27 protein-coding genes are annotated in these 24,750 nt (G+C 69.2%); 6 read left to right on the forward strand and 21 right to left on the reverse strand.

Translation table 11 applies throughout. The annotated features are described in order from the left end of the window. Window positions 1-60: 60 nt before the first annotated feature. From ACFV9G_RS18695 to ACFV9G_RS18735, 9 genes are read right to left on the reverse strand one after another with little or no spacing between them, the layout of a single operon-like run. Window positions 61-681: a hypothetical protein gene (locus tag ACFV9G_RS18695; protein ID WP_378729005.1), complete on the reverse strand. Its 621-nt coding sequence runs from the start codon at window positions 679-681 to the stop codon at window positions 61-63. A 19-nt stretch (window positions 682-700) separates the two neighbouring features. Next, window positions 701-1,018, reverse strand: coding sequence for a DUF4229 domain-containing protein (locus ACFV9G_RS18700; protein ID WP_378729006.1), 318 nt, complete (start codon window positions 1,016-1,018; stop codon window positions 701-703). Continuing rightward, the gene (gene ccsB, locus ACFV9G_RS18705; protein ID WP_378729007.1) at window positions 1,015-2,019 is read right to left on the reverse strand and encodes a c-type cytochrome biogenesis protein CcsB; all 1,005 of its coding nucleotides are present in this window, start codon (window positions 2,017-2,019) and stop codon (window positions 1,015-1,017) included. Before ccsB ends, ACFV9G_RS18700 begins: the two co-directional genes overlap by 4 nt. Then, window positions 2,016-3,587 (reverse strand): cytochrome c biogenesis protein ResB, encoded by a 1,572-nt coding sequence (locus ACFV9G_RS18710; protein ID WP_378729008.1) that lies wholly within the window; start codon window positions 3,585-3,587, stop codon window positions 2,016-2,018. Before ACFV9G_RS18710 ends, ccsB begins: the two co-directional genes overlap by 4 nt. Next, the gene (locus tag ACFV9G_RS18715) at window positions 3,584-4,342 is read right to left on the reverse strand and encodes a cytochrome c biogenesis CcdA family protein (RefSeq protein ID WP_378729009.1); all 759 of its coding nucleotides are present in this window, start codon (window positions 4,340-4,342) and stop codon (window positions 3,584-3,586) included. The genes ACFV9G_RS18710 and ACFV9G_RS18715 overlap by 4 nt, the downstream gene beginning before the upstream one ends. Continuing rightward, the gene (locus ACFV9G_RS18720; RefSeq protein WP_378729010.1) at window positions 4,335-4,901 is read right to left on the reverse strand and encodes a redoxin family protein; all 567 of its coding nucleotides are present in this window, start codon (window positions 4,899-4,901) and stop codon (window positions 4,335-4,337) included. The genes ACFV9G_RS18715 and ACFV9G_RS18720 overlap by 8 nt, the downstream gene beginning before the upstream one ends. 35 nt (window positions 4,902-4,936) lie before the next feature. After that, the gene (locus ACFV9G_RS18725) at window positions 4,937-5,602 is read right to left on the reverse strand and encodes a histidine phosphatase family protein (RefSeq protein WP_378729011.1); all 666 of its coding nucleotides are present in this window, start codon (window positions 5,600-5,602) and stop codon (window positions 4,937-4,939) included. Further along, window positions 5,599-6,924, reverse strand: coding sequence for a glutamate-1-semialdehyde 2,1-aminomutase (gene hemL / locus ACFV9G_RS18730; protein ID WP_378729012.1), 1,326 nt, complete (start codon window positions 6,922-6,924; stop codon window positions 5,599-5,601). The genes ACFV9G_RS18725 and hemL overlap by 4 nt, the downstream gene beginning before the upstream one ends. A gap of 43 nt (window positions 6,925-6,967) precedes the next feature. Further along, window positions 6,968-7,219 carry a hypothetical protein gene (locus ACFV9G_RS18735; RefSeq protein WP_378729013.1) on the reverse strand — a complete coding sequence of 84 codons (252 nt, stop codon included), beginning with the start codon at window positions 7,217-7,219 and terminating at the stop codon, window positions 6,968-6,970. Window positions 7,220-7,581: 362 nt separating this feature from the next. Here ACFV9G_RS18735 and ACFV9G_RS18740 point away from each other — a divergent pair, with 362 nt between their 5' ends. Then, window positions 7,582-8,838, forward strand: a complete 1,257-nt coding sequence (locus tag ACFV9G_RS18740) for a lytic transglycosylase domain-containing protein (RefSeq protein WP_378729014.1) — start codon at window positions 7,582-7,584, stop codon at window positions 8,836-8,838. A gap of 202 nt (window positions 8,839-9,040) precedes the next feature. Here ACFV9G_RS18740 and ACFV9G_RS18745 read toward each other — a convergent pair whose 3' ends face one another. The 7 genes from ACFV9G_RS18745 to ACFV9G_RS18775 all read right to left on the reverse strand — a co-directional run bounded on the left by ACFV9G_RS18745 (window position 9,041) and on the right by ACFV9G_RS18775 (window position 16,044). Next, complete coding sequence (locus ACFV9G_RS18745; RefSeq protein ID WP_378729015.1) at window positions 9,041-9,760, reverse strand: TetR/AcrR family transcriptional regulator; 720 nt, start codon at window positions 9,758-9,760, stop codon at window positions 9,041-9,043. Window positions 9,761-9,826: 66 nt separating this feature from the next. Continuing rightward, window positions 9,827-10,810, reverse strand: a complete 984-nt coding sequence (hemB, locus tag ACFV9G_RS18750; protein ID WP_378729017.1) for a porphobilinogen synthase — start codon at window positions 10,808-10,810, stop codon at window positions 9,827-9,829. 94 nt (window positions 10,811-10,904) lie between these two features. Then, window positions 10,905-12,602, reverse strand: coding sequence for a uroporphyrinogen-III synthase (locus ACFV9G_RS18755; protein WP_378729018.1), 1,698 nt, complete (start codon window positions 12,600-12,602; stop codon window positions 10,905-10,907). Then, the gene (gene hemC, locus ACFV9G_RS18760; RefSeq protein ID WP_378729019.1) at window positions 12,599-13,612 is read right to left on the reverse strand and encodes a hydroxymethylbilane synthase; all 1,014 of its coding nucleotides are present in this window, start codon (window positions 13,610-13,612) and stop codon (window positions 12,599-12,601) included. Before hemC ends, ACFV9G_RS18755 begins: the two co-directional genes overlap by 4 nt. After that, complete coding sequence (locus ACFV9G_RS18765) at window positions 13,609-14,904, reverse strand: glutamyl-tRNA reductase (RefSeq protein ID WP_378729020.1); 1,296 nt, start codon at window positions 14,902-14,904, stop codon at window positions 13,609-13,611. The genes hemC and ACFV9G_RS18765 overlap by 4 nt, the downstream gene beginning before the upstream one ends. Next, window positions 14,901-15,626: a redox-sensing transcriptional repressor Rex gene (locus ACFV9G_RS18770; RefSeq protein WP_378729022.1), complete on the reverse strand. Its 726-nt coding sequence runs from the start codon at window positions 15,624-15,626 to the stop codon at window positions 14,901-14,903. The genes ACFV9G_RS18765 and ACFV9G_RS18770 overlap by 4 nt, the downstream gene beginning before the upstream one ends. A 178-nt stretch (window positions 15,627-15,804) precedes the next feature. Further along, window positions 15,805-16,044 (reverse strand): glutaredoxin family protein, encoded by a 240-nt coding sequence (locus ACFV9G_RS18775; protein WP_378729023.1) that lies wholly within the window; start codon window positions 16,042-16,044, stop codon window positions 15,805-15,807. Window positions 16,045-16,101: 57 nt separating this feature from the next. Here ACFV9G_RS18775 and ACFV9G_RS18780 point away from each other — a divergent pair, with 57 nt between their 5' ends. From ACFV9G_RS18780 to ACFV9G_RS18795, 4 genes are all read left to right on the forward strand, one after another. Then, the gene (locus ACFV9G_RS18780) at window positions 16,102-17,001 is read left to right on the forward strand and encodes an HAD family phosphatase (RefSeq protein ID WP_091043132.1); all 900 of its coding nucleotides are present in this window, start codon (window positions 16,102-16,104) and stop codon (window positions 16,999-17,001) included. Window positions 17,002-17,193: 192 nt separating this feature from the next. After that, a complete protein-coding gene (locus ACFV9G_RS18785; protein ID WP_378729025.1) occupies window positions 17,194-17,943 on the forward strand; it encodes a sigma-70 family RNA polymerase sigma factor in 750 nt (249 codons plus the stop codon). Between the two features lie 142 nt (window positions 17,944-18,085). Beyond that, window positions 18,086-19,276, forward strand: a complete 1,191-nt coding sequence (locus ACFV9G_RS18790; protein WP_378729026.1) for a DUF5667 domain-containing protein — start codon at window positions 18,086-18,088, stop codon at window positions 19,274-19,276. Window positions 19,277-19,394: 118 nt separating this feature from the next. Further along, on the forward strand, window positions 19,395-19,649 hold the full coding sequence (locus tag ACFV9G_RS18795; protein WP_378729027.1) for a hypothetical protein: 255 nt from the start codon (window positions 19,395-19,397) through the stop codon (window positions 19,647-19,649). Here the strand turns inward: ACFV9G_RS18795 and ACFV9G_RS18800 are convergent. The 5 genes from ACFV9G_RS18800 to ACFV9G_RS18820 form a co-directional block, all read right to left on the reverse strand. Then, window positions 19,610-20,566, reverse strand: coding sequence for a lysophospholipid acyltransferase family protein (locus ACFV9G_RS18800; RefSeq protein WP_378729028.1), 957 nt, complete (start codon window positions 20,564-20,566; stop codon window positions 19,610-19,612). The genes ACFV9G_RS18795 and ACFV9G_RS18800 overlap by 40 nt on opposite strands. After that, window positions 20,559-21,578: an NAD-dependent epimerase/dehydratase family protein gene (locus tag ACFV9G_RS18805; protein WP_378729029.1), complete on the reverse strand. Its 1,020-nt coding sequence runs from the start codon at window positions 21,576-21,578 to the stop codon at window positions 20,559-20,561. Before ACFV9G_RS18805 ends, ACFV9G_RS18800 begins: the two co-directional genes overlap by 8 nt. A 14-nt stretch (window positions 21,579-21,592) precedes the next feature. Further along, the gene (locus ACFV9G_RS18810) at window positions 21,593-21,694 is read right to left on the reverse strand and encodes a 30S ribosomal protein bS22 (protein ID WP_008356322.1); all 102 of its coding nucleotides are present in this window, start codon (window positions 21,692-21,694) and stop codon (window positions 21,593-21,595) included. A gap of 175 nt (window positions 21,695-21,869) precedes the next feature. After that, window positions 21,870-22,073: a helix-turn-helix domain-containing protein gene (locus tag ACFV9G_RS18815; protein WP_008356311.1), complete on the reverse strand. Its 204-nt coding sequence runs from the start codon at window positions 22,071-22,073 to the stop codon at window positions 21,870-21,872. Between the two features lie 209 nt (window positions 22,074-22,282). Next, window positions 22,283-23,500, reverse strand: coding sequence for an acetoin utilization protein AcuC (locus tag ACFV9G_RS18820; protein WP_378729030.1), 1,218 nt, complete (start codon window positions 23,498-23,500; stop codon window positions 22,283-22,285). A gap of 186 nt (window positions 23,501-23,686) precedes the next feature. Between ACFV9G_RS18820 and trpS the strand changes: the two genes are divergently transcribed. Beyond that, entirely contained in the window at window positions 23,687-24,640 is a 954-nt protein-coding gene (gene trpS, locus ACFV9G_RS18825; RefSeq protein WP_378729031.1) for a tryptophan--tRNA ligase, read from the forward strand. The last annotated feature ends 110 nt before the right edge of the window (window positions 24,641-24,750 follow it).

Below are 24,750 nucleotides of genomic sequence, written 5' to 3' on the forward strand. Positions count from 1 at the left end.
GTTATGACGAGCCGACTCGGCGGGGATTCTGGTCAGGACGAGCCGACTCGGGCGTCCGGGTCAGCGGTGGCGTACGCCGACCAGCGAGCCCGCGCCGCCCGGCCAGGTGACCTGGATCGACTCCGCGCCATCCGCGTCGGAGTCGTCGACCACACGCTTCACGACGACCACGAAACTGCCGGTCTCGATGCGCGACTCGGCGCCGTGGGAGCGGATCGTGACGCCGTCGAAGTGCGGAACCGCGTTGCCCGACCACGAGCCGGTGCCGGTCGCGGTGACGACGGTTTCGCGGCGATCCACCAGGCGGCCCTGGTCGTAGACGTCCATCGGCTCCTGGGTCGCGCCGGTGAGCGCGGCAGCCAGCAGGGCTCGGACGGCCACCGCATCGGCGCAGGCGTCGTAGACGTAGCGCGTGCCCAGCGCCGAGTGCTCGGTGGTCGCCATCAGGAAGTCCTCGGCGCCGGCGAGAGGCGCCTCCCGGTAGGAGACCGGGAGGTGGACGACGGACTCGCCGACCTCGAGGAGCACACACTCGATCCCGACCTTCCCTGCCGGGTCGTCGAACCGGTAGGAGCCGATCGTGTCCACCAGCTCACCCGGCGACCAGGTCTGAGTGGCGAGCCAGGCGCCGAAGATCTCTTTCTTCGAAGGGGTGAGCGTGGCCTTGTGAACGATCGACATGACCGTTATCTACCACTCATCACACTTTGTGGCTATCGCCTTCGCCGTTCGAGGGGGTCTCGGCACCGGCGTCCGTCTCGGAGTCGATCTCGGCGTCCTCCTTGGCGCGGGTCGCCTCGACCGCCTTCGCGGCCCGGGCCTCGACCTTCTCGGCGAAGGCCCGCCGCTGCGGGTCGAGCACGAAGAAGGACAGCACGCCGCTGATCACGAACGCCACGATCACCGAGAGGAAGATGTCGACCTCGCCCGCGACGAGCGACCAGATGCCCGCGACGATGCCGAAGGTGGCGACCAGCGACAGCAGCCGCAGGCCGGTGTAGATCCAGAACTCTTTCATCGTGAGGCTCCCTCGGTGAGCTCGACGACCGCCGGGGCTGCGGGCGCAGCGTACGAGTGCTGCGAGGTCGAGGAGAAGTAGTTGATGCCGATGAAGTTGAACCACAGCGTGGCCAGCCCGATCAGCGCCACGATCGCGGCCTTCTTGCCCTTCCACCCGGCGGTCGCGCGGGCATGCAGGTAGCCGGCGTAGACGACCCAGGTGATGAACGCCCAGACCTCCTTGGGGTCCCAGTTCCAGTAGGAGCCCCAGGCCTCGTGGGCCCAGATCGGACCGGAGATCAGCACCCCGAAGGTCCACACCGGGAACGCGAAGGCGTGGATCCGGTAGGAGACCCGGTCGAGGTTGTCGAGGTCGGGCACCCGCGCCAGCAGGGCGGCGTCGGGGAACCGCGCCTTGAGGAGGTACGTCACCGAGGCGATGCCGCCCAGCGTGAACCCGCCGGTGGCGATGATGGCCGCGATGACATGGATGACCAGCCAGTAGGAGTTGAGCGCCTCGGTCAGCGGCGCGACCGGCTCGTAGAGCCCGACCACTGCCAGCATCAGCACCACGATCGTGAAGCCGAGCACCCACGGCGCCATCCAGGACAGCTTCAGCCGACGGTAGAGAGCGACGTACGCAGCGGCCACCACGAACGAGCCCGAGATCGTGAACTCGTACATGTTGCCCCAGGGCACCCGGTTGGGGTCCGCGGCCATGCCGCGGCCGACCAGCGCCACGAAGTGGCACGCCACCGCGATCGCGGTCAGCAGCAGGCTGAGGCGTCCGAAGAGGGCGGCCCGGTGCTCGCGTACGGCATCGGCGGGGTTCACCGGGGCATCGGCGTCGTCGTCGGCCGGTGCACCGGCGCCGACGAGCTCCTTCTCCGCCACCGCGGCCCTGGCGCGCGACTGCCAGGCCGACCACTCGACCAGCGCGCAGAGCAGCGCCAGGAAGTAGACGACCCCGGCGGCCGAGATGGCCTGGTTGCTGAGAACGCCCCAGGTGTGGTCAGTCATCGGTTCTCCTCCTGTGTTCGCGCGCCTCGTAAGGTCTCCGCAAGGCCGGCGACGACGGCAGCGGTGTCTCCACCGCCGGAGCGGTCGAGGGCGGCGATCTCGACCAGTGTGCGCCCATCGACCCGGCGGGCGCGAACCCACACCCGTCGCGAGCGGATGAACAGGGACCCGAGCAGTCCCACGAGGGCGAGGGAGACGCCGAGGAGCGCCCACTCCTTGCCGGGCGACTTCGAGATCTGCACCCGGTTCCACTGCTGGACGTCGTCGAAGGAGACCGACCCCAGCCCGTCGGGGAGCTCGGCCGTCTCCCCCAGGCGCAGGTTGAACGCCTTGCCGGTCTCCTCGGGCGACATCATGTTGGCCTTGGAAGTGTCGAGCGCGTAGACCGACTGGGGCCCGGCGTCGAGGTTGAGGTCGCCCCGGAAACCCTGCAGCGAGAGCATCGCGTGCGAGCCGTCGCCGATGTCGCCCATCAGGTTGACCGGCTCACCGTCGACGGTGCCCTCGAACGGGTAGAACAGCCCCTGGAAGCCGATCTCCTCGGGCGAGGCGTACGGCGCCTTCACGACCCCGAAGGAGAGCAGGTTCTGGCTCTGCGGGAGGAAGATGGTCGGGCCGGAGTAGGCGACGTCGCCGTTGCCGTCGCGCACGGTGATCACCGGTGCGTAGCCGTGGGCGAGCAGGAAGACGTCGGTGCTGCCGATGGTGAGCGGGTGGTTGACCCTGAGGTCGTAGCTCTTCTCGTCGCTCGAACCCGCCGTGTAGCGGATCTTCGAGTTGAACCCGCGCGCGGTCCCGGCGCCCGCGCCGGAGCTGAGCCACTCGGCGTGGAAGTCGTCGATCTTGAAGCTGAAGTCGTCGAGGTCCTCGGGAGCGAAGAGCGAGCCCGACTTGAAGTCGTCGTACTGCGAGAGCTCGTTGGCGAAGCCGTACTCCTCCCCCACCAGCACGATCACGCCGCCCTTGTAGCCGAACAGGCTCCCGGTCGCGAACGCGACCAGCACGATGATCAGCGACATGTGGAAGATCAGGTTGCCGGCCTCGCGCAGGTAGCCCTTCTCCGCCGAGACGGACTCGCCGTCATCGTCCTTCCGGATGCGGTAGCCGCGGAGCTGCTTCCGCGCCGCGGCGAGCACCTCGGCGGGCTCCTCGTCGGTGACGTACGTCGTGGATTCGGGCAGCCGGGTCAGCTTGGCCGGCGTCGCCGGCGGCTGAGCGCGCATGGCCCGCGCGTAGACGAGGCACCGCGGGATGATGCAGCCGACCAGGGAGACCATCAGCAGCAGGTAGATGGCCGCGAACCACGGCGTCGAGTAGACGTTGAAGAGCCCGAGCTTCTCGTAGATCGGCGTCAGCGTCGTGTGCGCCTCGCGCCACTGGTCCGCCTTGAGCGAGTCGACCCCGTCCTGCGGGATCAGCGACCCGGGGACGGCTGCGAGCGCGAGCAGCAGGAGCAGGATCAGTGCCGTACGCATCGAGGTCAGCTGACGCCAGCCCCAGCGGGCCAGCTCGCGGGCGCTGAGCTCGCCCGGGCGACGTACGTCGGTCGGCTCTTTCAGATCGGTCACAGTGCGATGCCCTCCCAACGCTGGACGAGCTGGACCTGCAGCCACTGGACGCCGTTGTCCCACCAGCCGGTGAGCATGGCGATGCCGATCAGGATCATCAGCACGCCGCCGGTGATCGTGATCGCACGGGTGTGCCGGCGGAACCAGGTCAGCGCGACCGTCGCCTTGCGCCACATCACCGCGACGAGCACGAACGGGATGCCGAGCCCGAGCGCGTAGACGGCGAGCAGCAGGCCGCCGCGGGCGGCGGTGCCCTGGTCCCAGGCGAGCCCCGCGATGACACCGAGCGTCGGACCGGTGCACGGGGTCCAGGCCAGTCCGAAGAGGAAGCCGAGCAGCGGCGCCGCGGCCAGCCCGACGGCCGGCACCTTGTGGAACTTCAGGTCGCGCTGCAGCAATGGGATGAAGCCCATGAACGCGACGCCCATGATGATCGAGAGCACGCCGAGCACCTTGGTGCCGGTCTGCTGGAACTCGAGCAACTTGTAGGCGATCCCGCCCACGGTGATGCCCATCAGGACGAAGACGACCGAGAATCCGGCGACGAAGAGCAGCGACCCGGCGAGCATCCGGCCACGGCGTACGTCACCGGAGGCGAGGTCCGCGCCGGACAGGCCGGTGGCGTAGGAGAGGTAGCCCGGGAGCATCGGCAGCGTGCACGGCGAGACGAACGAGAGGAACCCGGCCAGCAGCGCGACCGGGATCGCCAGCATCAGCGACCCGCTCCCGGCGGTGCTCGCGAACCAGTCAGTCACGATTCTCACCCGCTGCGGAGACGAGCTCGTCGAGCGTACGCGCCGAGGGGATCTCGCCGCGGATCAGCGCCGCCACCCGCCCCTCGGTGTCGAGGATCGCGGTGGCCGGGATGGCGCGCGGCGCCAGCGAGCCCTTCAGCGCGAGGACGGCGGCGCCGTCGGGCGAGTAGACCGACGGGTACTCCACGCCGTAGTGCCGCTCGAAGGCCAGCCCCTGCGCGGCCGAGGCGTCGCGGGTGTTGAGCCCGACGAAGGCGACCTCGTCGCCCAGCTCCTCGTAGGCGGCCTGGAGCATCGGCATCTCCTTGCGGCACGGCGCGCAGCCGGTCCACCACACGTTGAGCACCGTGACCTTGCCCCGGGTGTCGGCCAGGTCGAACGGCTTGCCCTCGAGGGTCTCGCCGGTGAGCTCGACCGGCTCCCCGCGGTCCGCGACCGGGATCTCCCGGGTGCGGCCGTCACCGGAGATGTAGCCGGCTTCGTTCGTGCCGGTCTGCCCACACGCGGCCAGCAGCCCCACCATCACCACTGTGAGGAGGCCACCCAACTTCTTACGCACGCGCAGGACTCTTCCTGACAAACCTGAGAGACCCGTTAATCTTCGTCCATGTCGCCGGCCGAGAACGGCGCGTACTTGTCCTTCGCGGGCAGCATGTCGCCGGCGGGCTCGCCGTAGGAGAGCGCGACGAACTCGTCGTCGACGAAGTGCAGCGAGGTCAGCGAGCACAGCGCGCACTGGCGGCGCCGCGGGTCGTGCAGGAAGCTGCGGCCCTCGATATGGAGCCGGGTGGTCCAGATCGGCAGCTGGTGGGAGACGATGACCGCCTCGTGGCCCTTGGCCATGTCCCGGGCGTCATGGATCGCGGCCATCATCCTGGCCACGATCTCCAGGTAGGGCTCGCCCCACGACGGCTTGAGCGGGTTGATCAGCTTCGGCCAGACCTTGGGGTCCTTCAGCGGCCCCAAGCCGTCCTTGAAGCTCTTGCCGACGAAGAGGTTCTCCGACTCGAGCACCCGATCGTCGAGCGAGATCTCGACGCCGAGCGCCTTCGCCAGCGGCCCGGCGGTCTGCTGGGCGCGCTCGAGCGGGCTGGAGATTACGTGGGTGATGTCCTGCCCGCCGATCCGGTCGGCGACCCGCTCTGCCATCTGCAGCCCGAGCTCGGAGAGGTTGAACCCGGGCCGGCGCCCGTAGAGGATGCCCTCCGGGTTGTGCACCTCACCGTGGCGCAACAGGTGGACCGTGGTCTCGATACTCATGACTTCACCTTTACAGCAGCCTCGGCGGCGTACGGAATCGCCTCCGTGATCTGGGAGATCGCCCGCTCGTCGTGGGCGGAGGAGAGGAACCAGGCCTCGTAGGCGCTCGGCGGCAGGTAGACGCCCCGGTCGAGCATGGCGTGGAAGAAGGCCTTGTACGCCGCCTCGTCGGTGGTCTTGGCCTCGTCGAAGTTGCGCACCGGCCTGTCGGTGAAGAAGACCGAGAACATCGTGCCGGTGGACTGGATGACGTGCGGGAGACCGACCTTGGCGAAGCTCTCCTCGATGGCGGCCTTCACGACGTCGGCGGCCTTGCCGATGTGGTCGTAGACCTCGTCGGTCGCCAAGCGCAGCGTGGTGAGGCCCGCGGTGGTCGCGACCGGGTTCCCGGAGAGCGTGCCGGCCTGGTAGACCGGCCCGTCCGGGCTGAGCGAGCCCATCACGTCGGCGCGGCCACCGAAGGCGGCCGCCGGGAAGCCGCCGCCCATCACCTTGCCGAAGGTGACCAGGTCAGGCGTCCAGCCCTCGTTCTTGCCGTCCAGGCCCCACTGCCCCTGCTTGCTGGCCCGGAACCCGGTCATCACCTCGTCGGAGATGAACAGGGCGCCGTGCGCCGTGCAGGTGGTCGCGAGGAACTCGTTGAACCCGGGCTCCGGCGGGACGACGCCCATGTTGCCCGGCGAGGCCTCGGTGATCAGGCAGGCCACCCGGCCCGCGTACTCCTCGAACGCCGCCGTGACCGCGGCCCGGTCGTTGTAGGGCAGCACGACCGTGAGCTCGGTGCTGCTCTCGGGGACGCCCGGGGTGCCGGGGATCGCGTGGGTGACCAGCCCGGAGCCGGCGCTGGCGAGGAGCGAGTCCACGTGGCCGTGGTAGTTGCCGGCGAACTTGAGGATCACGTCGCGCCCGGTGAACCCTCGTGCCAGCCGGATGGCCGACATCGTCGCCTCTGTGCCGCTGCTGACGAACCGCACCTTCTCCACCGGAGCCCGCTCGACGATCGCCTCGGCGAGCTCGACCTCGGGAGTGGTCGGGGTCCCGTAGGACGTGCCACGGGTGACGGCATCCAGGACCGCGGCCTGGACCTCCGGATGGGCATGGCCCAGCAGCATCGGGCCCCAGGAGCAGATCAGGTCGACGTACTCGTTCCCGTCGACGTCGGTCAGCCACGCCCCCTTCGCCTCCCGGATGAAGCGCGGCGTCCCGCCCACCGCGTTGAAGGCGCGCACGGGCGAGTTCACGCCGCCCGGCGTCACGGCCTTCGCGCGGGCGAAGAGCGCTTCGGATGCCGCTGCGGACAGGGTGGGAACATCGGTACGCACCGCGCCATTGTCACCGAGACCACCCCGGATCCCCACTTCGGCCTCATCCGTTGGCGATGGCAGCCCCCGGCGGCAGACCCGGATCGGCGTTGAAGATGTCGTCGGCATTGAGCGGACCGGCGTACTGCCACACGCCCCCGAGATCGCCGGCGAGCGGGGCAGTCGGACCACCGAGACCGGTGGCCGTCGTCCCGTTCCCGACCTCGAACCCGCCGCGCGCGGTCCACGGCGTCGTGAACGACGCCTGCGGCATCTCGCCCTCGGCGCCGCCCGTCAAGCGGCCTTCGCAGCGCACGGAATCTACGCAACGTCATTACATGTTTCCCTCGTTTGGCCATCTCGTTCCTGACCTGTGGCGCTACGGTTACCGACATGGCGTGGCGACTCCCGTCGCGAAGGACCTGCTCCGTCATCCGACGTGACCTTGTTCACATGCCGATCGGCTGATAATCTACAGACATTAGATAAATGAGTTTCGGGATTCAGCGTCACGAGCCACGACAACCTGCGTCTCATCAGCGTCTCGTTAACTGGAACGCAATGTGTCAGTAAAACGTGACGCGCGTAACTTTGACGTGAGACGGTTCGTTGTAAGCCTTGCGATATGGGGAGCAAGACCCGGGGGCGTTCCATCCCGGGGATTGAGAGGGAGATTCGATGTCCGCTACGCGCTACAACCGCTTTCAGAAGGCGACGGCGCTCGTTCCGCTCGCGCTGCTCAGCGCGGCCTGGACGGTCAATGTCACCGGTCTGACGCAGTCGAGTGCCACCGCATCAGGGACCAGATACGACGACGCGTTCAGCCTGCCCGACGGGACGTCGGTCCCGGCCGAGGCGATCGAGGCACCGGCCAGCGTGTCGGCCTCGACCAACGATGTCGACAAGTCACTCCCCGGGACGGCCAGCGCCGCCGGCATCCCGTCCGCCGCGCTCGCCGCCTATCAGCGTGCAGCCACGGTGATCAACGCCGCGGACGCATCCTGCAAGATCGACTGGCCACTGATCGCCGCGATCGGACGCGTCGAGTCCAACCACGGTCGCGCCAACGACAACCGCCTGAGCGCCGAGGGCGTCTCCACCCCCGGCATCTACGGGCTGCCGCTCAACGGCAAGGGCAACGTCTCCCAGATCACCGACACCGACGGCGGACAGTACGACGGCGACACCAGCTACGACCGCGCGGTCGGCCCGATGCAGTTCATCCCCTCCACCTGGGCGATGGTCGGTGTGGACGCCGACGGTGACGGCAAGCGCAACCCGCAGGACATCAACGACGCCGCCCTCGCGAGCGCGGTCTACCTCTGCTCCGGCGACGACGACCTCTCCACCGACCAGGGTGCGCGGGCAGCGGTCTTCCGCTACAACCACAGCCAGTCGTACGTCACGACGGTGCTCGGTGTCGCCGAGGCCTACCGCTCCGGTGACTTCACCTCGATCCCGAACAGCACGATCCCGGTCGACTACGCGATCCCGCGGATGGAGGCTCCCAAGTCTTCGAAGCAGAAGGACCGCGAGCTCCGTGCAGGCGGCCAGCAGGCCGGCCCGCGCGGCGGCTCCTCGCAGGCTCCGTCCAACCCGTCCAGCGAGGCCCCTTCCGGGGAGACTCCCGGTGGGAGCACCGGAGGCGGCACCGGCGGCGGCGGTGACGACGGCGGCACCACCACCGACCCGGGGAAGGCGCTGGAGCCGGTGACCAAGCCGGTCGAGAAGGTGGTCGCGACCGTCAGCGAGCTCACCACGGTCTGCACCAACGCGGTGGTCGACCAGCTCGGCTCCGTTCTCGCCCGCACCGTCCCGCAGAGCACGATCGCCGACTGCGTGGCACAGCTGCAGGGCAAGACCCTTCCGGAGGCGACCGGCGCTGTCGGCGGCATCCTCACGGGCCTGCTGCGGCTCCTCGGGCTCGTCAAGTAGCTCAAGCCATCTCCGAAGGGACCCCGCCATCCGGCGGGGTCCCTTCGGCGTAGTCAGCGCGGTGATCGCGCGTCTCCGCGCATGTAACACGTCGTTCGTAGGACTATCCGGTCGTTCTCATAGGGCGAGTAGTCCTACGAACGACGTGTTACACCTGCCCAGCGGCGTGATCAGCGGCGTGATCAGCGGCCTGATCAGCGGATCAGGCGGCGGGCTCGTCGTCCTCGTACTCGGTGACGAAGGCCCGACCGGCCTCGCGGACCGCGTCCAGGGAGGACGCATCGGCGAGCAGGGAGCTGAGGTGGTAGTCGGCGACCGACTCGGCCAGGGTGGTCGAGCTCGCCGAGGCCTTCTCCTCGTCGCGCCGGCCGTGCCAGAGCCGGTGCTGGGCACCTTCGTTGAGCGAGAGCAGCATCAGCGCAGTCGCGGCAGGGTCGGTCTGACGTAGCTCGCCGCTGTCGACGCCCAGCACGAGGAGCTGGGCGGCCGCATCGCGCAGCTTGTCGCCGTCCTCCTCGAAGCCCGCGAAGACCTGGGGCTGCGCGAGCGCGGCCACCTCCAGCTCGTAGAAGTCGAGCGGGGCGGTGCACAGCTGGCGGACGTCGGTGTAGAGGAAGGCGTAGAGCCGCGGAGCGACCGGACCGTCCTCCTCGAGAAGCTTCTCCGCGAGGGTGAGCGACTCGCGGTTCTTCTCCATCAAGGCGGAGAGGATCTCCTCCTTGGACTTGTAGTAGTAGTACATCGAGGACTGGCGCAGTCCGACACACTCGGCGATCTGGCTGATCGTCGTCGCCGCGACCCCTTGAGCGGTGAAAAGCCTGGATGCCTCTTTGAGGATCTCTTCCCGCGGGTTCGCCGAATCACGTCCACTGTTGCGCGGCCGACCGGTGCGCTTGGGGCTGGCCAACTCTCGATTGGTCACAGGCTGCAGTCTACTCTCAGGATATGTTCCACGTCACAGAGCTGAGCGGCTGATCAGGCGAGAACGTCAGCCTCGCAGCCAGCCAGCCGCTTCGGTGGCCCAGTAGGTCAGAATGACGTCCGCACCCGCCCTCTTGAAGGCGGTGAGTGTCTCCAGGATCGCCGGTTCGCGGTCGATCCAGCCGTTCGCGGCGGCGGCTTCCAACATCGCGTACTCCCCGGAGATGTTGTAGGCAGCCACCGGAACATCGACAGACTCACGCACTCGCTGCAGGACGTCGAGGTACGGGAGCCCGGGCTTGACCATCACGATATCGGCGCCCTCGGCCACGTCAAGGAGCGCCTCGCGGACACCCTCCAGTGCATTGGCCGGATCCTGCTGGTAGGTGCGCCGGTCGCCCTTGAGCGAGGAGTCGACCGCCTCGCGGAAGGGGCCGTAGAAGGCGGAGGCGTACTTCGCGGAGTAGGCGAGGATCGAGACGTCGGTGTGGCCGGCGGCGTCGAGGGCGTCGCGGGTCACCGCGACCTGGCCGTCCATCATCCCGGACGGGCCGACCATGTGGACGCCGGCCTCCGCGTGCGCGATCGCCATCTGGGCGTAGATCTCGAGGGTGGCGTCGTTGTCGACGCTGCCGTCCTCGGCGAGCACACCGCAGTGGCCGTGGTCGGTGAACTCGTCCAGGCACAGGTCGCTCATCACGGTGAGCGCGTCGCCCACCTCGGAGACGACGTCGGCGATGGCCACGTTGAGGATGCCCTCGGGGTCCAGCGCGCCCGAACCCACGGCGTCCTTGGTCTCCGGTACGCCGAAGAGCATGATGCCGCCGATGCCGGCGGATGCGGCCTCGGCCGCGGCTTTCCGCAGCGACTCCCGACTGTGCTGGACGACCCCGGGCATGGTCGAGACCGGGACGGGCTCATCGATCCCCTCGCGCACGAACGCGGGCAGGATCAGGTTCGCGGGGCGTACGGCCGTCTCCGCGACCATCCGGCGCATGATCGGCGTGCGTCGCAGGCGCCGGGGACGGATCACGGGCTTCTCGATGCTCATCTGCACTCCATCGCAAAAGGGTACGTTCCACGGTAGTGCAACAGCCGCGTGCTCCCACACTCGGGAGCACGCGGCTGTCGGGTGATGCGTCGGATCAGGAGGTGCGCGAACGACGGCGCGAGGCGGGGCGCCGGTCGGACGGCTTGGTGACCGGCAGGCCCTGCTCGACCAGCGACGCGCGACGCGCGGCACCGAAGGCGGCGAGCGCCTCGGTGAGCGCCTCGATCGACGGCTCGGGCGACATCACGTCGACCCGCAGGCCGTGCTCCTCGGCGGTCTTGGCGGTGGCCGGACCGATCGCCGCGATCACCGTGGAGGTGTGCGGCTTGCCCGCGATACCGACCAGGTTGCGGACCGTGGACGAGGAGGTGAAGACCACCGCGTCGAACTTGCCCGTCTTGATCGCGTCGCGGGTCGGCGCGGGCGGCGGGGCCGCCCGGACGGTGCGGTAGGCGGTCACGTCGTCGCACTCCCAGCCGAGGTCGACCAGGCCGGCGATGAGGTTCTCGGTGGCGATGTCGGCACGCGGGAGGAAGACCCGGTTGATCGGGTCGAGGTCCTCGTCGTACTCCGGCCACACCTCGAGCAGGCCGGCGGCCGACTGGTTGTCGGTGTTCGGCACCAGGTCGGGGCGCAGGCCCCAGGCCTCGAGCGCCTGCCCGGTCTTCTCGCCGACGGCGGCGATCTTCAGACCGGAGAAGGCACGGCAGTCCAGGCCGTACTCGTCGAACTTCTCGCGTACGGCGCGCACCGCGTTGATCGAGGTGAAGGCGATCCAGTTGTAGCGGCCCTCGACCAGCCCGCGTACGGCCTTGTCCATCTGCTGCGGGTTGCGCGGCGGCTCGACGGAGATCGTCGGGACCTCCTCGGGCACGGCGCCGAAGCCCTTCAGCTTCAGCGACAGCGCAGGAGCCTGCTCCTTGGTGCGGGGCACCAGCACGCGCCAGCCGAAGAGCGGCTTCGTCTCGAACCACGAGAGCGTCTCACGCAAGTTGACCACCTTGCCGATCACCACGATCGCCGGCGGCGCCATCCGTGCGGCACGGGCGTCGACGGCGATGTTCTCCAGCGTCGACTCTACCGTCGTCTGCTCGGTCGTGGTGCCGACGCGGGTGATCGCGACCGGGGTCTTGGCCGGGCGGCCCGCGGCGACGAGCTCCTTGGCGATGTCGCCGATCATGCCGACACCGGAGAGGAGGACGAGCGTGCGGTTGTCCGCGTACTGGCTCCAGTCGATCTTCTCGTTGCAGGTCACGACCGCGACCTCTTGGTGGTCCTTGGTCGTCAGCGGGATGCCGGCATACGCGGGAACGGCCGACACCGACGAGACGCCGGGGACGATCTCGAAGCCGATGCCCGCCTTGGCGCAGGACTGCGCCTCCTCGGGGCCGGAGGCGTAGAGGAAGGGGTCGCCGGTCATCAGGCGCACGACGCGCTTGCCCAGCTTCGCCTGCTTGACGACGGCCTTGGCACGGGCGGCGTTGGCCAGGGGCTGGCCGTCGGTGCCGAACCCGCCGTCGATGAACTCTGGTCCAACCGGTTCCGGGCCCTCCTTGGGCAGAGTTTCGCCCTCGGTCGGCTCGACCGGCTCGGGGATGCCGAGAACGCCGCGCACCATCGAAGCGTGCTCGGGGGCCTCGGTCACGACAACATCGGCCTGCTTCAACAGGTCGATCGCCCGTACCGTCAGCAGCTCAGGGTCACCAGGACCGCTGCCGACGAAGGACACCCAGCCCAGTGGGGTGGTCGAGCTGTGCTCGGCCGTCTGCTCGGTGGTCTTTGCTCGGGTCATGCGTTGTGCACCTTGTCCTGCTCGGGAGCGGTCTGGGGGGAACCGCCCGTGTCCATGACAGCCTGGCCGGGGTCAGTGGTGGGATCGTCGGTCAGGTCTGCTGCACCCTCGGCGAGCATCTCCTCGGCGAGCCGGCGCCCGACGCCTGCGGCGTCGTCGAGCGGCCCGGATGCGGAGAGTCGGATCGAGAGCGAGCCATCGAGTGAGAGCGCAACTGCCCGCACCCACAGCTCTGGTCCTTCCTCACCCTCAACCACGTCGGCGAGGGTCCCGATGGGCGCGGCACAGCCACCTTCGAGGGTGGCGAGCACCGCGCGTTCCGCCTCGACGGCCGCTCGGGTGGGCGAGTCGTCGAGGGAAGCCAGAATCTTGCGTACGTCGGCATCGGCGTCGCCCGCGCGGCACTCGACCGCCAGGGCTCCCTGACCAGGAGCGGGCAACACCTGGATCGGGTCGAGGACCTCGGTGACCTCGTCGAGCCGGTCGATGCGGGCCAGGCCGGCGCGCGCGAGCACGACAGCGTCGAACTCGCCCGAGCGGACCTTGCCGATGCGGGTGTCCACGTTGCCGCGGATGCCGTCCAGCTCCAGGCCGAGGCCGAGGGCCTTGATCTGGGCGACGCGTCGCGGCGAGCCGGTGCCGACCCGCGAGCCCGGCGGGAGCTCGCCGAGGGTCAGGCCGTCGCGGGCGACGATCACGTCGCGCGGGTCCTCGCGCGGCAGGATCGCGAGCAGCTCGATGCCGTCCTCGGGATAGGTCGGCAGGTCCTTGAGGGAATGGACCGCGAGGTCGATCTCCTTGGCGTGGAGCGCGTCGCGCAGCGCGCTGACGAAGACTCCCGTCGAGTTCGAGCTGGTCAGCGGGGTGTTCGCCGCCTGGGTGCGGTCGCCGTCGGAGACGATCTCGACCAGCTCGACGATGTGGCCCTGGGCGCGGAGCATCTCCGCGACGAGGGTCGACTGGGTGACGGCGAGCTGGGAACGGCGGGTGCCGAGGCGAAGGGTTCTCATGAGTGGTCTCCTGGGACGTCGGCCCGGGTCACCGCGGAGACGGCCTCGGGGTCGAGCGCGAAGAGCTCGGCGAGCGCAGCGGCGTAGGACACCGCACCGGTCTCGTTGGCGAGCTCCTTGACCCGGACGGTCGGCTCGTGGAGCAGCTTGTCGGCCACGCGGCGTACGGTCCGGAGGACCTCGGCACGAGTGACCTCGTCGAGGCCGGGAAGCTTGTTGTCGAGGCGTTCCATCTCGGCCGCGACGACGCCGGTGGCCATGCTTCGCAGCGCGACCACCGTCGGGGTCACCGCGGACTGGCGACGAGCGCTCAGGAACGCCGCGACCTCCTGAGTGACGATGTCGCGGACCGCGAGCACCTCCTTGCCGGCGGGCGAGGCGTGCAGCTCGTCGGCGAGGGCGGCCAGGTCGATCAGGGTGGCCCCGGGGAGCGACCCCGCTGCGGGGTCGATGTCGTGGGGCAGGGCCAGGTCGATCAGCGCGATCGGGCGGCCGCTGCGGTCACCGACCATGTCCGCCGGGACGAGCAGCCCGCTGGCGCCCGCGCAGGTGATCACGATGTCGGCGGCCGCGACCTCCGCGGCCAGCTCGTCGAGCGCGGCGGAACGCGCGGAGTACTCCTTGGCGAGGCGCTCGGCGTTGGCCGTGGTGCGGTTGACCACGACGACGTCGGCGGCCCCCAGCCGGGAGACGGTCGCGGTGGCCAGCCCGGCCATCGCACCGGCGCCGACGACGGCGACCCGCTTGCCGCGTACGTCACCCACGGCTCGCGCGGCGCGGTCCAGCGACGCGGTCACCAGCGACGGGGCGGCCTGGTCGATGCCGGTCTCCGCGCGCGAACGCTTGCCGACCCGCAGCGCCTGCTGGAACAGGCTGTTGAGCGCCGGTCCGACCGTGCCCATCTCCTGGCCGAGCTGCAGGGCCGCACGGGCCTGCCCGAGGATCTGGCCCTCGCCGACGGCCATCGAGTCGAGCCCGGCGGCCACCTTGAACAGGTGGGAGACGGCACCGTCGTCGTAGTGGACGTAGAGGTGCGGCAGCATCGTCTCGAGCGTCTGGCCGGCGCCCTCGATGATGCGGCGGGAGAGCTCCTCGACAGAGCCGTGGAAGCGCTCGACCTCGGTGTAGATCTCGAGCCGGTTGCAGGTCGCGATGACCGCAGCCTCGCTGACGTGTTCACAACCTGCCACGTCGGTGAGGAGCTTCTGCAGGCCGTCCGCGTCCACCGCCGCCGCCTCGAGCAGCGAGACCGGCGCGGAGTTATGTGAGATGCCGACAACAAGGACACTCATGCCCTGATCCCTTCCTCGGAACCATTGTCCACCGTCCCGTCAGCTTCTGCAGCCTTGCGCGACTCGTGATACGCCAGGATCTGCAGCTCGATCGAGAGATCGACCTTGCGTACGTCGACACCCGGCGGCACGTTCAGGACGGCGGGCGCGAAGTTGAGGATGCTGCTGATGCCGGCCGCGACCATCGCGTCGGCGACGTCCTGGGCCGCGCTCGCCGGCACCGAGATGACTCCGATCGAGACCTGCTCGGCAGCGACGATCCGGGCCAGGTCGGCGAACGGCCGGACCTCGAGCCCGGCGACCGTCTGGCCCTGCATCGGCGCGGCCGCGTCCAGGAGCGCGACGGTGCGGAAGCCGCGGCTGCTGAAACCGGAGAAGTTGGCGAGCGCCTGACCCAGGTTTCCGATACCGACGATGATGACCGGCCAGTCGTGGGTCACGCCGATCTCGCGGGCGATCTGGTAGCTCAGGTAGTCGACGTCGTAGCCGACCCCGCGCGTGCCGTAGGAGCCCAGGTAGGAGAGGTCCTTGCGCAGCTTGGCCGAGTTCACCCCGGCGGCCGTCGCGAGCTCCTCGGAGGAGCAGGACGCGATGTTGCGCTCAGCGAGCGAGGTCAGGGCCCGGAGGTAGACCGGAAGCCGGGCGACTGTCGCCTCGGGGATGTCCCGGTGGGGGTCTGAGGCACCGCTGCCCTCGCCCGTATTCGTACTCCGTGCCGTCACGCTCTGCTCTTTCAATGCCGGCGCCACAGACGGGGGCTTTTTAGCCCGGGATCGCCCTGCGGCTCAGCCACCATACGGAGTTTGTGACCGCGAGAACAAACTCGCAGACCGTCGGCTAGCACACGTGTTTGTGGAGTTGTCAGAGGGGGGTTGTTCAGGGTAATGGGCCGATCGACAGTTATTCTGGGGAGCGCGCGAGCGCTGCCCTGAGCCGCTCCTCGGAGACGCGCCAGAAGTCGTGCTGCTTCCCGTCGACGTACGTCACCGGCACCTCGTTCGTGAACCGCTCCCGCAGCTCCTCGTCCGCGTCGATGTCGACCTCGGTGTAGTCGTCCCCGACCACCTTCTTGAGGACCAGCCGGGCCTCGTCGCACAGATGGCAGCCCTGACGGGAGTAAAAGGTCACACGGGGTTCCATCCGACCATCTTGACACCTGGGCCCCTTCACGGCGTCCGGACCACTACTGTTGGCGAAATGAGCAGCGCCAGCGACCGCCGCCGTGCCGAACTGCGGCGAAAAGACCTCAAACGCCGCTCGGCTCTCGCCGGCGAGGCATCGGCCGCGGCCGCGGAGATCGAGGCCTGGCTCTATCCGACGACCGGAGACCCGACGGCGGCAGCGTTCTTCGACGTGGACAACACGATCATGCAGGGCGCGACGATCTTCCATCTGGCCCGCGGCCTGCACCGGCGCAAGTTCTTCCGGACCCGAGACATCGCCTCGGCGGCGTACAAGCAGGCCTATTTCCGGGTGGCCGGGGTCGAGGACCCCGCCCACATGGAGTCGGCGCGCTCCTCGGCCCTGTCGTTCATCCGCGGCCATCGGGCCGAGGAGGTCGAGAGCCTGATGGAGGAGATCTTCGAGGAGGGCATGGCCCACCGGATCTGGCCCGGCACCCGGGCGCTGGCGCAGACCCATATCGACCAAGGTCAGCGGGTGTGGCTGGTGACCGCGGCGCCCGTCGAGGCCGCCCGGGTCATCGCCCGGCGGCTCGGGCTCACCGGCGCCCTCGGGACGGTGGCGGCCACCGAGGACGGCGTCTACACCGGCGAGCTGGTCGGGGAGATGCTCCACGGGCCGGCCAAGGCGGAGGCGGTCAAGGCGATCGCCGCCCGGGAAGACCTCGACCTCTCTCGCTGTGCCGCCTACTCGGACTCCTACAACGACCTGCCGATGCTCTCGCTGGTCGGTCATCCGTGTGCGATCAACCCGGACGCGCGCCTACGCGCCCACGCGCGCGAGAAGGGCTGGCCGATCCGTGACTACCGCACCGGGCGCAAGGCGGCCCGGGCCGGCGTGGTCACCGCGGCGCTGGGCGGGGCGGCCACCGGGGCGATCGCGGTGGCGATCGCGCTCCGTGGACGGCGCGAGTGATTCGTGCCGTTGGCGAGGTGCATGCAGTGACGGGTATTCGCCGCCCTGTCGGAAAAATGCCACCACACGCCGACGCAACTTCGGCTCGGGACCTGACATCGGGATGCCCTAACCCGTAAGGTTGGGCTCGCTCAGGGGGAGTCTTCGGGAGGGACCCACATGTCGCGCCGCGCCAATGACGTCCATCGTCGCTTGGATGCACTTCGCGCTGCGGTCGAGCTCTTGATGAACGAGGGCTACGAACCCGCGTACGCCGGCGTGGCCGGTGCGTCCGGCCCGCTCGCCGAGCCCGAGCGTCGCGGCTCGGGTGGCACCCACGAGTCCACACCCCGCTCCGACAACGAGCCGGACGACGACACCGAGCTCGCCGCCTCCTCGGAGGAGAGCGAGGCCGACCGCACCCGGCTGATCGCGCTGGTCGAGCTCGCCCGCAAGGGCGACAAGGAGGCGTTCGGCCTCCTCTACGACCACTACAACGGTGCCGTCTACCGCTTCCTCTTCTACCGGACCCGCTCCACCCAGGTCGCCGAGGACCTGACCTCGGAGACGTTCTTCCGGGCACTCCGCTCGATGACCGGCTTCCGCTGGCAGGGCAAGGACTTCGGCGCCTGGCTGATGACCATCGCGCGCAACCTGGCCACCGACCACTTCAAGGCGGGACGTACGCGCCTGGAGATGACCACCGAGGACATGGGTCAGCACGACTCCTCCTCGGACGGGCCCGAGAAGATCGTGATGGCGGGGATCACCAACGAGATGCTGCTCGGCGCTCTCTCCAAGCTCCCCGACGAACAACGCGACTGCATCATCATGCGTTTCCTCCAAGGGCTGTCGATCGCGGAGACAGCGGCTATCCTCGGGCGCAGCGACGGAGCCGTGAAACAGCTCCAGCTGCGCGGGATCCGCAATCTCGCCAAGCAGATGCCTGACGGGATCCGCTGATGACTGTGTTCCGCACCACCTTGAATGCTCGACCGGTTGCCGTAACCCGCGGCCGGGGCGACTCGTTGTCCGACATGGCTGCACCTTGCGCGCAGCTGTTTCGACGAATCCCTGTCTGCCGATACCGAGTAGGAACCCCCCGATGAGCCCGGCGTTCCCGGCGCGAAAGCGTGCCGACGAGTTCGACCGAATGGTCGCGGCCACTGCCGCGACGGATCGGCGTGCCTCGCACTCTGCCGACGAGCTTCGTGATCTGGCAGTCTTCGCTTCGTCGCTCTCCACCCTCAGCGACTCAGCCGTCCCCAGTCGCGACTTCTCCGTCTCCCTGCGCGAGCGCCTCATGGCCGCCGCCGACACCGAGCTCGTGCCCGCGCCGCGCACCGAGAAGACCGTCGAGCGCAAGCTCACCGTCGGTCCCGTGCGCAGGCCGCGCCGGCAGCGCAATCTGGCCGTCGCCCTCGCCGCGATGGCGATCGTCGGCGGCACCGCGGGTGCCGCGGCCGCATCCCAGACCGCTCTGCCCGGTGACTCGCTCTACCCGGTCAAGCGGGCCGTGGAGAACGTCTCGGCCGGCTTCACCGTCAGCACCCAGGCCCGCGGCAACCGGATCCTCGAGGACGCCGGCACCCGCCTGCGCGAGGCCAAGTCGCTCGTCGCCGACGCGCCGATGACCGACTCCGAGCGGGTCACCACGACGCTCGAGACCTTCTCGCGACAGGCCGCCCACGGCTCCGACCTGCTGATCAGCGACTTCGAGCAGTCCCAGGACAACGACTCGCTCGCCCAGCTGCGTACGTTCGCGGCCGATGGCGTCGAGGAGCTGGCCGAGCTGAGCCCGAAGGTGCCCGAGCGGGCCGAGCCGGCCGTCTCCGACGCCGCGCAGACCCTCGTGCTGATCGACCAGGCCGCCGCCCAGCTCTGCCCCACCTGCGAGGGTGGCATCACCGAGCTTCCCGCGACCCTGGTCTCCAGCCTCACCTCCGACATCGACGGGCTGCTTCCGGCCGACACCGTCGTCGAGGCCGAGGCGCTGCCGCCGCTCACCCAGGACGACAACGCCCTCGACCTGCCCTCCATCGACCCCGACAAGATCGGTCCCGGCTCTGTGACCGACCCGAAGGGCGAGAAGGACGAGGCGGAGGAGCCCTCCGCGGAACCGGATGAGGACGGCAGCATCCTGCCGAGCCCCAGCAACCCCTCCGACGGCGATCCCTCCGAGGACCCGGACACCGACCCCGACACCGTGACGGACCCCGTCACCGGTCTGGTCACCGGCGTCACCGGCCTGGTCGGCGACGTGCTCGCCGGCGCCACCGGCCTCCTCACCCCGTAATCGCCGAGGCGTCGCGCGCGTCGGCCGAAGCGTCACGTACGTCGATCGAAGCGTCAGGTACGTCGGCCGAAGCGTCACGCGCGTCGCCCGAAGCGTCACCTACGCAGATCGAGGCGTTATGCGTGACGCCTCGGGCGACCGGGCTGACGCCTCGAGCGACGGCGGTGACGTCTTGAGCGCCGGCGGTGACGTCTCGACCGACCGGGGTGACTTCTCGGGCGACCGGGCTGACGCCTCGAGCGACGGCGGTGACCTCTCGGGCGACCAGGCTGACGCCTCGACCGACGCGAGTGACGTCTCGGCCGACGGGGGCGACGTCTCGGCCGGGGTGGGTCAGCCGAAGACGGAGGCGCGCTCGCCCAGCAGGCGGTAGAGGGTCTGCTGGATCGTCTCGCGAACCTGGTCGGTGACGTTGAAGACGAGCATCGGGTCGTCGGCCTCCGTGGCGTCGTACGCATCGGTGCGGATCGGCTCGCCGAACTCGATCAGCCACTTCGACGGGAGCGGGATGAGACCCAGCGGCCCGAGCAGCGGGAAGAACGGCGTGATCGGCAGATAGGGCACGCCGATGACCTTGGCGAGAGCCGGGATGTTGCCGACCAGCGGATAGATCTCCTCGGCCCCGACGACGGAGAGCGGCACGATCGGGACGCCGGTGCGCAGCGCGGAGGAGACGAAGCCGCCGCGCCCGAAGCGCTGAAGCTTGTAGCGCTCGCTGTAGGGCTTGCCGATGCCCTTGAAGCCTTCGGGCCAGACACCGACCAGCTCGCCGTTGCGCAGCATGCGCTCGGCGTCCTCGCTGCAGGCCAGCGTCGCGCCGGCCTTGCGGGCGATGTTGCCGACGATCGGCATCCGGAAGACGAGGTCGGCCCCGAGCGGGCGCAGGTCACGCCCGAGCTCGTCGTGGATCGAGACCATCGTCATCAGGCCGTCCATCGGGATGGTGCCGGAGTGGTTGGAGACGATCAGGGCGCCACCGTCGGTCGGGATGTTCTCGATGCCGCGCACCTCGACCCGGAACCACTTCTCCTTGATCGGCCGCAGCACGGCCAGCATGAAGCGTTGGGTCAGCTCGCGGTCGAAGCCGTATTCGTCGACGGAGTATTCGCCCGAGATCCGGCGGCGCAGGAACACGATGAACCGAGCGAGCTGCTCCTCCCACTCGGTTCCGAAGACCTCTTTGGCGGCGATCTCCAGAGCCGCGGCCCAGTCGGCCGCCGGGATCGCCCGCAGCGGGTGGCGCTCGCGCGCCGTGGTGCCGGTGAAACCCTGGGCGGCGGACTCAGTCACCGGGCGCTCCTGTCAGTCGGCTCTCCAAGGCGGCCAGCGCACGGTCGGCACGGTTCACGGACGGCATCACGCTGTCCGCAAAGTCTACGACCGTGCCTTCGGTCGTGTATCGAGGTTCGAAGCCCAGCAGGGAGCGCATCCGCGTGGTGTCGACGCCGCGACCGTAGGTCAGCAGCGCCCTCAGCTCGGCGGGATACTCGCCGCCGCCGAACCTCGCCAGGCCGAACATGGGCTCGGGGATCGGCACGGTGACCCGTTGCAGCCGTCGCGCGACCTGCGAATGGGTCAGCACACCGTCGCCGGCGACGTTGAACGTCCCGGGGACCCCGGTGCGTACGGCATGCTCGAGGACGCCGTAGAGGTCCTGCTCGTGAAGAAACTGAAGGCGCGGGTCGAAGCCGAGCACGTTCGGTACGACCGATCGTCGGAAGTGGGCCGCGATCGGGCTGACCACGCTCGGCCCGAGGACGTTGGCGCAGCGCAGGACCGTGACGGCGATGTCCGGGCGACGACGGGCGAAGCCGCGTACGTAGGACTCGACGTCGGCCGCGTCGCGGGCATAGCCGGAGGACGGGGTGCGCCGCGGCTCCATCGACTCGGTGAACATCGCCGGGTCGCGGCTGCTCGCCCCGTAGACCTGGGTCGTCGACTTCACCACGACCTGACGCAGGGACGGCGCGGTCTGGCAGGCCGCGAGGAGCTGCATCGTCCCGATGACGTTGAGTTCCTTCATCGTCGAACGACCCCCGGTGGTGCCGGGGGTCGCGATGACGCTGAGGTGGACGACGGTGTCGACCTCCTCCTTGGCGACCACCTTGGCGATCACCGGGTTGCGGATGTCGGCTCGGACGAATCCGACTTTGCCGATGTCGCCGCGAGGCGGTGCGACATCGACGCCGATCACTCGCTCGACGTTCGGGTGGCGGGCGGCAGCGCGCGCAAAACGGCGCCCGAGGTCACGCGAGACCCCGGTGACCAGGAGGACCCGACCGGGCCCAGAGCGTTCCGCCACCTACGCCACGAACGTCACTTGCCGAGCTTGCGGCGCTGGACGCGAGTCTTCTTGAGCAGCTTGCGGTGCTTCTTCTTCGCCATGCGCTTGCGACGCTTCTTGATGACAGAACCCACGGGGAACCCTTCACGATCGTTGCAGAGAATGCCGGCCCGGTGCCGACGCGGCCACTCACCGCAGCGCGCGGCAAACAGACCTAGGGGGTAAGACTAACCAAGCCAGGGCATCCGAGGAGAATCGGTGACCGGTGTTGCCCCCGCGCCCCAGCTGCTCGGGCGCGGGGTCCGACAACTAGCCCGCGTTGTAGAACGAGCTCTTGAGGTATTCGTTCGCGTCGTCCTCCCGAACCCGGAAGGAACGACCGACACGCACCGCAGGCAACTCGCCCGAATGAACCAACCGGTAGACCGTCATCTTGGATACGCGCATCATCGACGCAACCTCGGCAACGGTCAGGAACTTGCTGTCAGAGATGTCTCCAGAAGGAGTAACCATCTGCTTCCACCGTTCTCTCTCGAGTGATCGCGACGCCAGCGGCTTCCCCACCTCTGGTCCAAAACGCGATCCCAAAGTGAGAATAGGGCCTGATGTGACTGATGGGGAAGGGGACACCCCTGAGAATCTCACATACCATCGGCGTGTCGAGTTGCATTTGGGCGCGACGAACTGCGGTTTCTAGACCGTCCCGAAACTAGGTGACCGGGCTACGGCATCGGGTCGAGCCCGTGCAGCGGGAACACCGCTGTGCGAGTCGCGTGGACCTGCCGGTCCAGCCACGTGCCGGGGTCGTATCCGCTCCCCCAGTCGCGGTAGGCCGGTTCACGTCCGTCCGTCATGCGCAACGGCGCAACCCTCCCGAGGCGCGTCTGCACGTGCTCGCGCCAGCCACCTGGCACGTCGAGCGTCGGCTCCAAGGGATTCCCCGACACTAGCGCAAGAAGGTGGGTCCATGCGCGTGGCACGACGTCGACGACCGCGTACCCACCGCCGCCGAACGCCACCCATTTGCCCGCGCACACCTCGTGCGCGAGCTCGTGGAGCGCGACGTACGCCGCCCGCTGGCCGTCTACGCTCAGCGCCAGGTCGGCGAGGGGGTCGTCGGTGTGCGAGTCGCAGCCCTGCTGGGTCACCAGGATCTCCGGCTGGAACTCACGGACCAGGTCGGGCACGACGGCATGGAAGGCACGCAGCCAGCCGTGGTCGGCCGTGCCGGGCGGCAGCGCGACGTTGACCGCGGTGCCCTCGGCCTCCGGCCCGCCGATCTCCTCGGCGAAGCCCGTGCCGGGGAAGAGCAGTTGGCCGGTCTCGTGGATCGAGACGGTCAGGACGCGCGGGTCGTTCCAGAAGGCCCGCTCCACGCCGTCCCCGTGATGCACGTCCACGTCGACGTAGGCGACCTTCTTCACGCCCTGGTCGAGGAGCCACTGGATGCCGGCGGCGACGTCGTTGTAGATGCAGAACCCGGCAGCGCGCCCGCGCATCGCGTGGTGGAGGCCCCCCATGATGTTGGCGCTGTGCAGGCTCTCGCCGGAGTGGACCTGGCGGCAGGCCTCGATGCTCGCGCCGACGATGTGGGCGCTGGCGTCGTGGATGTGGGCGAAGACCGGGTCGTCCTCGGTGCCGAGGCCGTGGGCGAGGTCCGACTCGCCGCTTCGGCCGGCCTTGATGACCGCCTCGATGTAGCTCTCGTCGTGGATGGTGAGCAGCTGCTCCGGGGTGCCCATCGGCGCCTCGACGACCTTCAGATGGTCGAGTACGCCGAGCTCGCCGGCCAGGCGCATCGTCAGGTCCACCCGGATCGGCGCCATCGGGTGGGTCGGGCCGAAGTCGTAGTCGGCGAGGCTCTCATCGAAGACGACCGTCGAGTGCCCCTGGCAGGTGGTCGGCCCTGTGGTCGGCACTGTGGTCGGCGGTGTCGTCATGGGCCACACGGTATCCGTGAGGTGTGCAACACTGGAGAGGTGTTCAGCATTCGTTCCACCCAGTGGTGGTCCGCCTCCTAGGCGGTCCATCCGATTGTTGAGCACTCACATCAGGCCGCCCGCGGGCGGCCTCTTCTTGTTCGATCGTCGCTGACCCGTGGGCCTCACCACCCCGAAAGGTCCACCATGACCCGGCGACTCTCCCTCATCACTCCCTCCGGACGACTCACCCTCGGCAACCTGCTTGGCGCACTGCGGCCGATGGCTGCCGCGGCCGACTCGGACGCCTTCTACGGGCTCTCCGACCTGCACGCGCTGACGCTGCCGCACGAACCGTCGGTGCTGCGTACCCGAACGGAGGAGATGGCCCTCCTCCTGATGGCGTCCGGGCTCGAACCGGCCACGTTGTTCATCCAGTCCCACGTCCCCGCGCATCGCTCGCTCGGCTATCTGCTCGAGTGCGTCGCACATACCGGCGAGCTGGGCCGGATGATCCAGTTCAAGGAGAAGTCGCGCCGGGTCGGGGCCTCGGTGCGCGCCTCGCTCTTCACCTATCCGGTGCTGATGGCGGCCGACATCCTGCTGTACGGGGCGACCGAGGTGCCCGTCGGTGACGACCAGCGCCAGCACGTCGAGCTCGCCCGCGACATCGCGATCCGGTTCAACACGACGTACGGCCGGGTCTTCTCGGTGCCCCAGGCGGTGCACCCCGAGGCCGGGGCTCGGATCATGGACCTGGCCGACCCGACGAGCAAGATGTCGAAGTCGGCCGGCGACGAGCACCCCGGCTCGATCTTCCTCCTGGACGATGCCGACGTCGTACGTCGCAAGGTGGCTCGCGCGGTCACCGACTCCGCGGGGGACGTCTCGCGCGATCCCGAACGGCCCGGGGTCACCAACCTCATCGACATCCTCGAGGCCTGCGGCGGTTCCGCTGCCGGGGTATCGGGCTATGGCGACCTGAAGGCCGCGGTCACCGACGCCGTCGTCGCTGAGCTCGAGCCGATCCAGAAGCGCTACCGCGAGCTCGCCGCCGACCGGGCGTACGTCACGAAGGTCTATGCAGCAGGAGCCGCGCGCTGCCGGGAGGTGACCGCCCCGGTCCTGGCCGCCGCGGAGGCGGCGATCGGGCTGGGCTGACGGTCGGGCGCCCTGCTGTAACACGCCGTTCGTAGGACTACTCGGGGCCGCGGGTGGGGGGCGGGGGGGGGGGAGAGGGGGGTGTAGGGGGGGGGCGCGGGGAGGGGCGG

The organism is Nocardioides sp. NPDC059952 (assembly GCF_042730435.1).
Taxonomy (GTDB): domain Bacteria; phylum Actinomycetota; class Actinomycetes; order Propionibacteriales; family Nocardioidaceae; genus Nocardioides.

Excerpts from the sequence above, each read along its gene's own strand:
- ACFV9G_RS18780 (WP_091043132.1), top strand. The coding sequence starts at position 16,102 with ATGAGCAGCGCCAGCGACCGCCGCCGTGCCGAACTGCGGCGAAAAGAC.
- ACFV9G_RS18790 (WP_378729026.1), top strand. The coding sequence starts at position 18,086 with ATGAGCCCGGCGTTCCCGGCGCGAAAGCGTGCCGACGAGTTCGACCGA.
- hemC (WP_378729019.1), bottom strand. The coding sequence starts at position 13,612 with ATGAGAACCCTTCGCCTCGGCACCCGCCGTTCCCAGCTCGCCGTCACC.
- ACFV9G_RS18700 (WP_378729006.1), bottom strand. The coding sequence starts at position 1,018 with ATGAAAGAGTTCTGGATCTACACCGGCCTGCGGCTGCTGTCGCTGGTC.
- trpS (WP_378729031.1), top strand. The coding sequence starts at position 23,687 with ATGACCCGGCGACTCTCCCTCATCACTCCCTCCGGACGACTCACCCTC.
- ACFV9G_RS18755 (WP_378729018.1), bottom strand. The coding sequence starts at position 12,602 with ATGACCCGAGCAAAGACCACCGAGCAGACGGCCGAGCACAGCTCGACC.
- ACFV9G_RS18695 (WP_378729005.1), bottom strand. The coding sequence starts at position 681 with ATGTCGATCGTTCACAAGGCCACGCTCACCCCTTCGAAGAAAGAGATC.
- ACFV9G_RS18795 (WP_378729027.1), top strand. The coding sequence starts at position 19,395 with ATGCGTGACGCCTCGGGCGACCGGGCTGACGCCTCGAGCGACGGCGGT.
- hemB (WP_378729017.1), bottom strand. The coding sequence starts at position 10,810 with ATGAGCATCGAGAAGCCCGTGATCCGTCCCCGGCGCCTGCGACGCACG.
- ACFV9G_RS18725 (WP_378729011.1), bottom strand. The coding sequence starts at position 5,602 with ATGAGTATCGAGACCACGGTCCACCTGTTGCGCCACGGTGAGGTGCAC.
- ccsB (WP_378729007.1), bottom strand. The coding sequence starts at position 2,019 with ATGACTGACCACACCTGGGGCGTTCTCAGCAACCAGGCCATCTCGGCC.
- ACFV9G_RS18820 (WP_378729030.1), bottom strand. The coding sequence starts at position 23,500 with ATGACGACACCGCCGACCACAGTGCCGACCACAGGGCCGACCACCTGC.
- ACFV9G_RS18775 (WP_378729023.1), bottom strand. The coding sequence starts at position 16,044 with ATGGAACCCCGTGTGACCTTTTACTCCCGTCAGGGCTGCCATCTGTGC.
- ACFV9G_RS18815 (WP_008356311.1), bottom strand. The coding sequence starts at position 22,073 with ATGGTTACTCCTTCTGGAGACATCTCTGACAGCAAGTTCCTGACCGTT.
- ACFV9G_RS18765 (WP_378729020.1), bottom strand. The coding sequence starts at position 14,904 with ATGAGTGTCCTTGTTGTCGGCATCTCACATAACTCCGCGCCGGTCTCG.
- ACFV9G_RS18740 (WP_378729014.1), top strand. The coding sequence starts at position 7,582 with ATGTCCGCTACGCGCTACAACCGCTTTCAGAAGGCGACGGCGCTCGTT.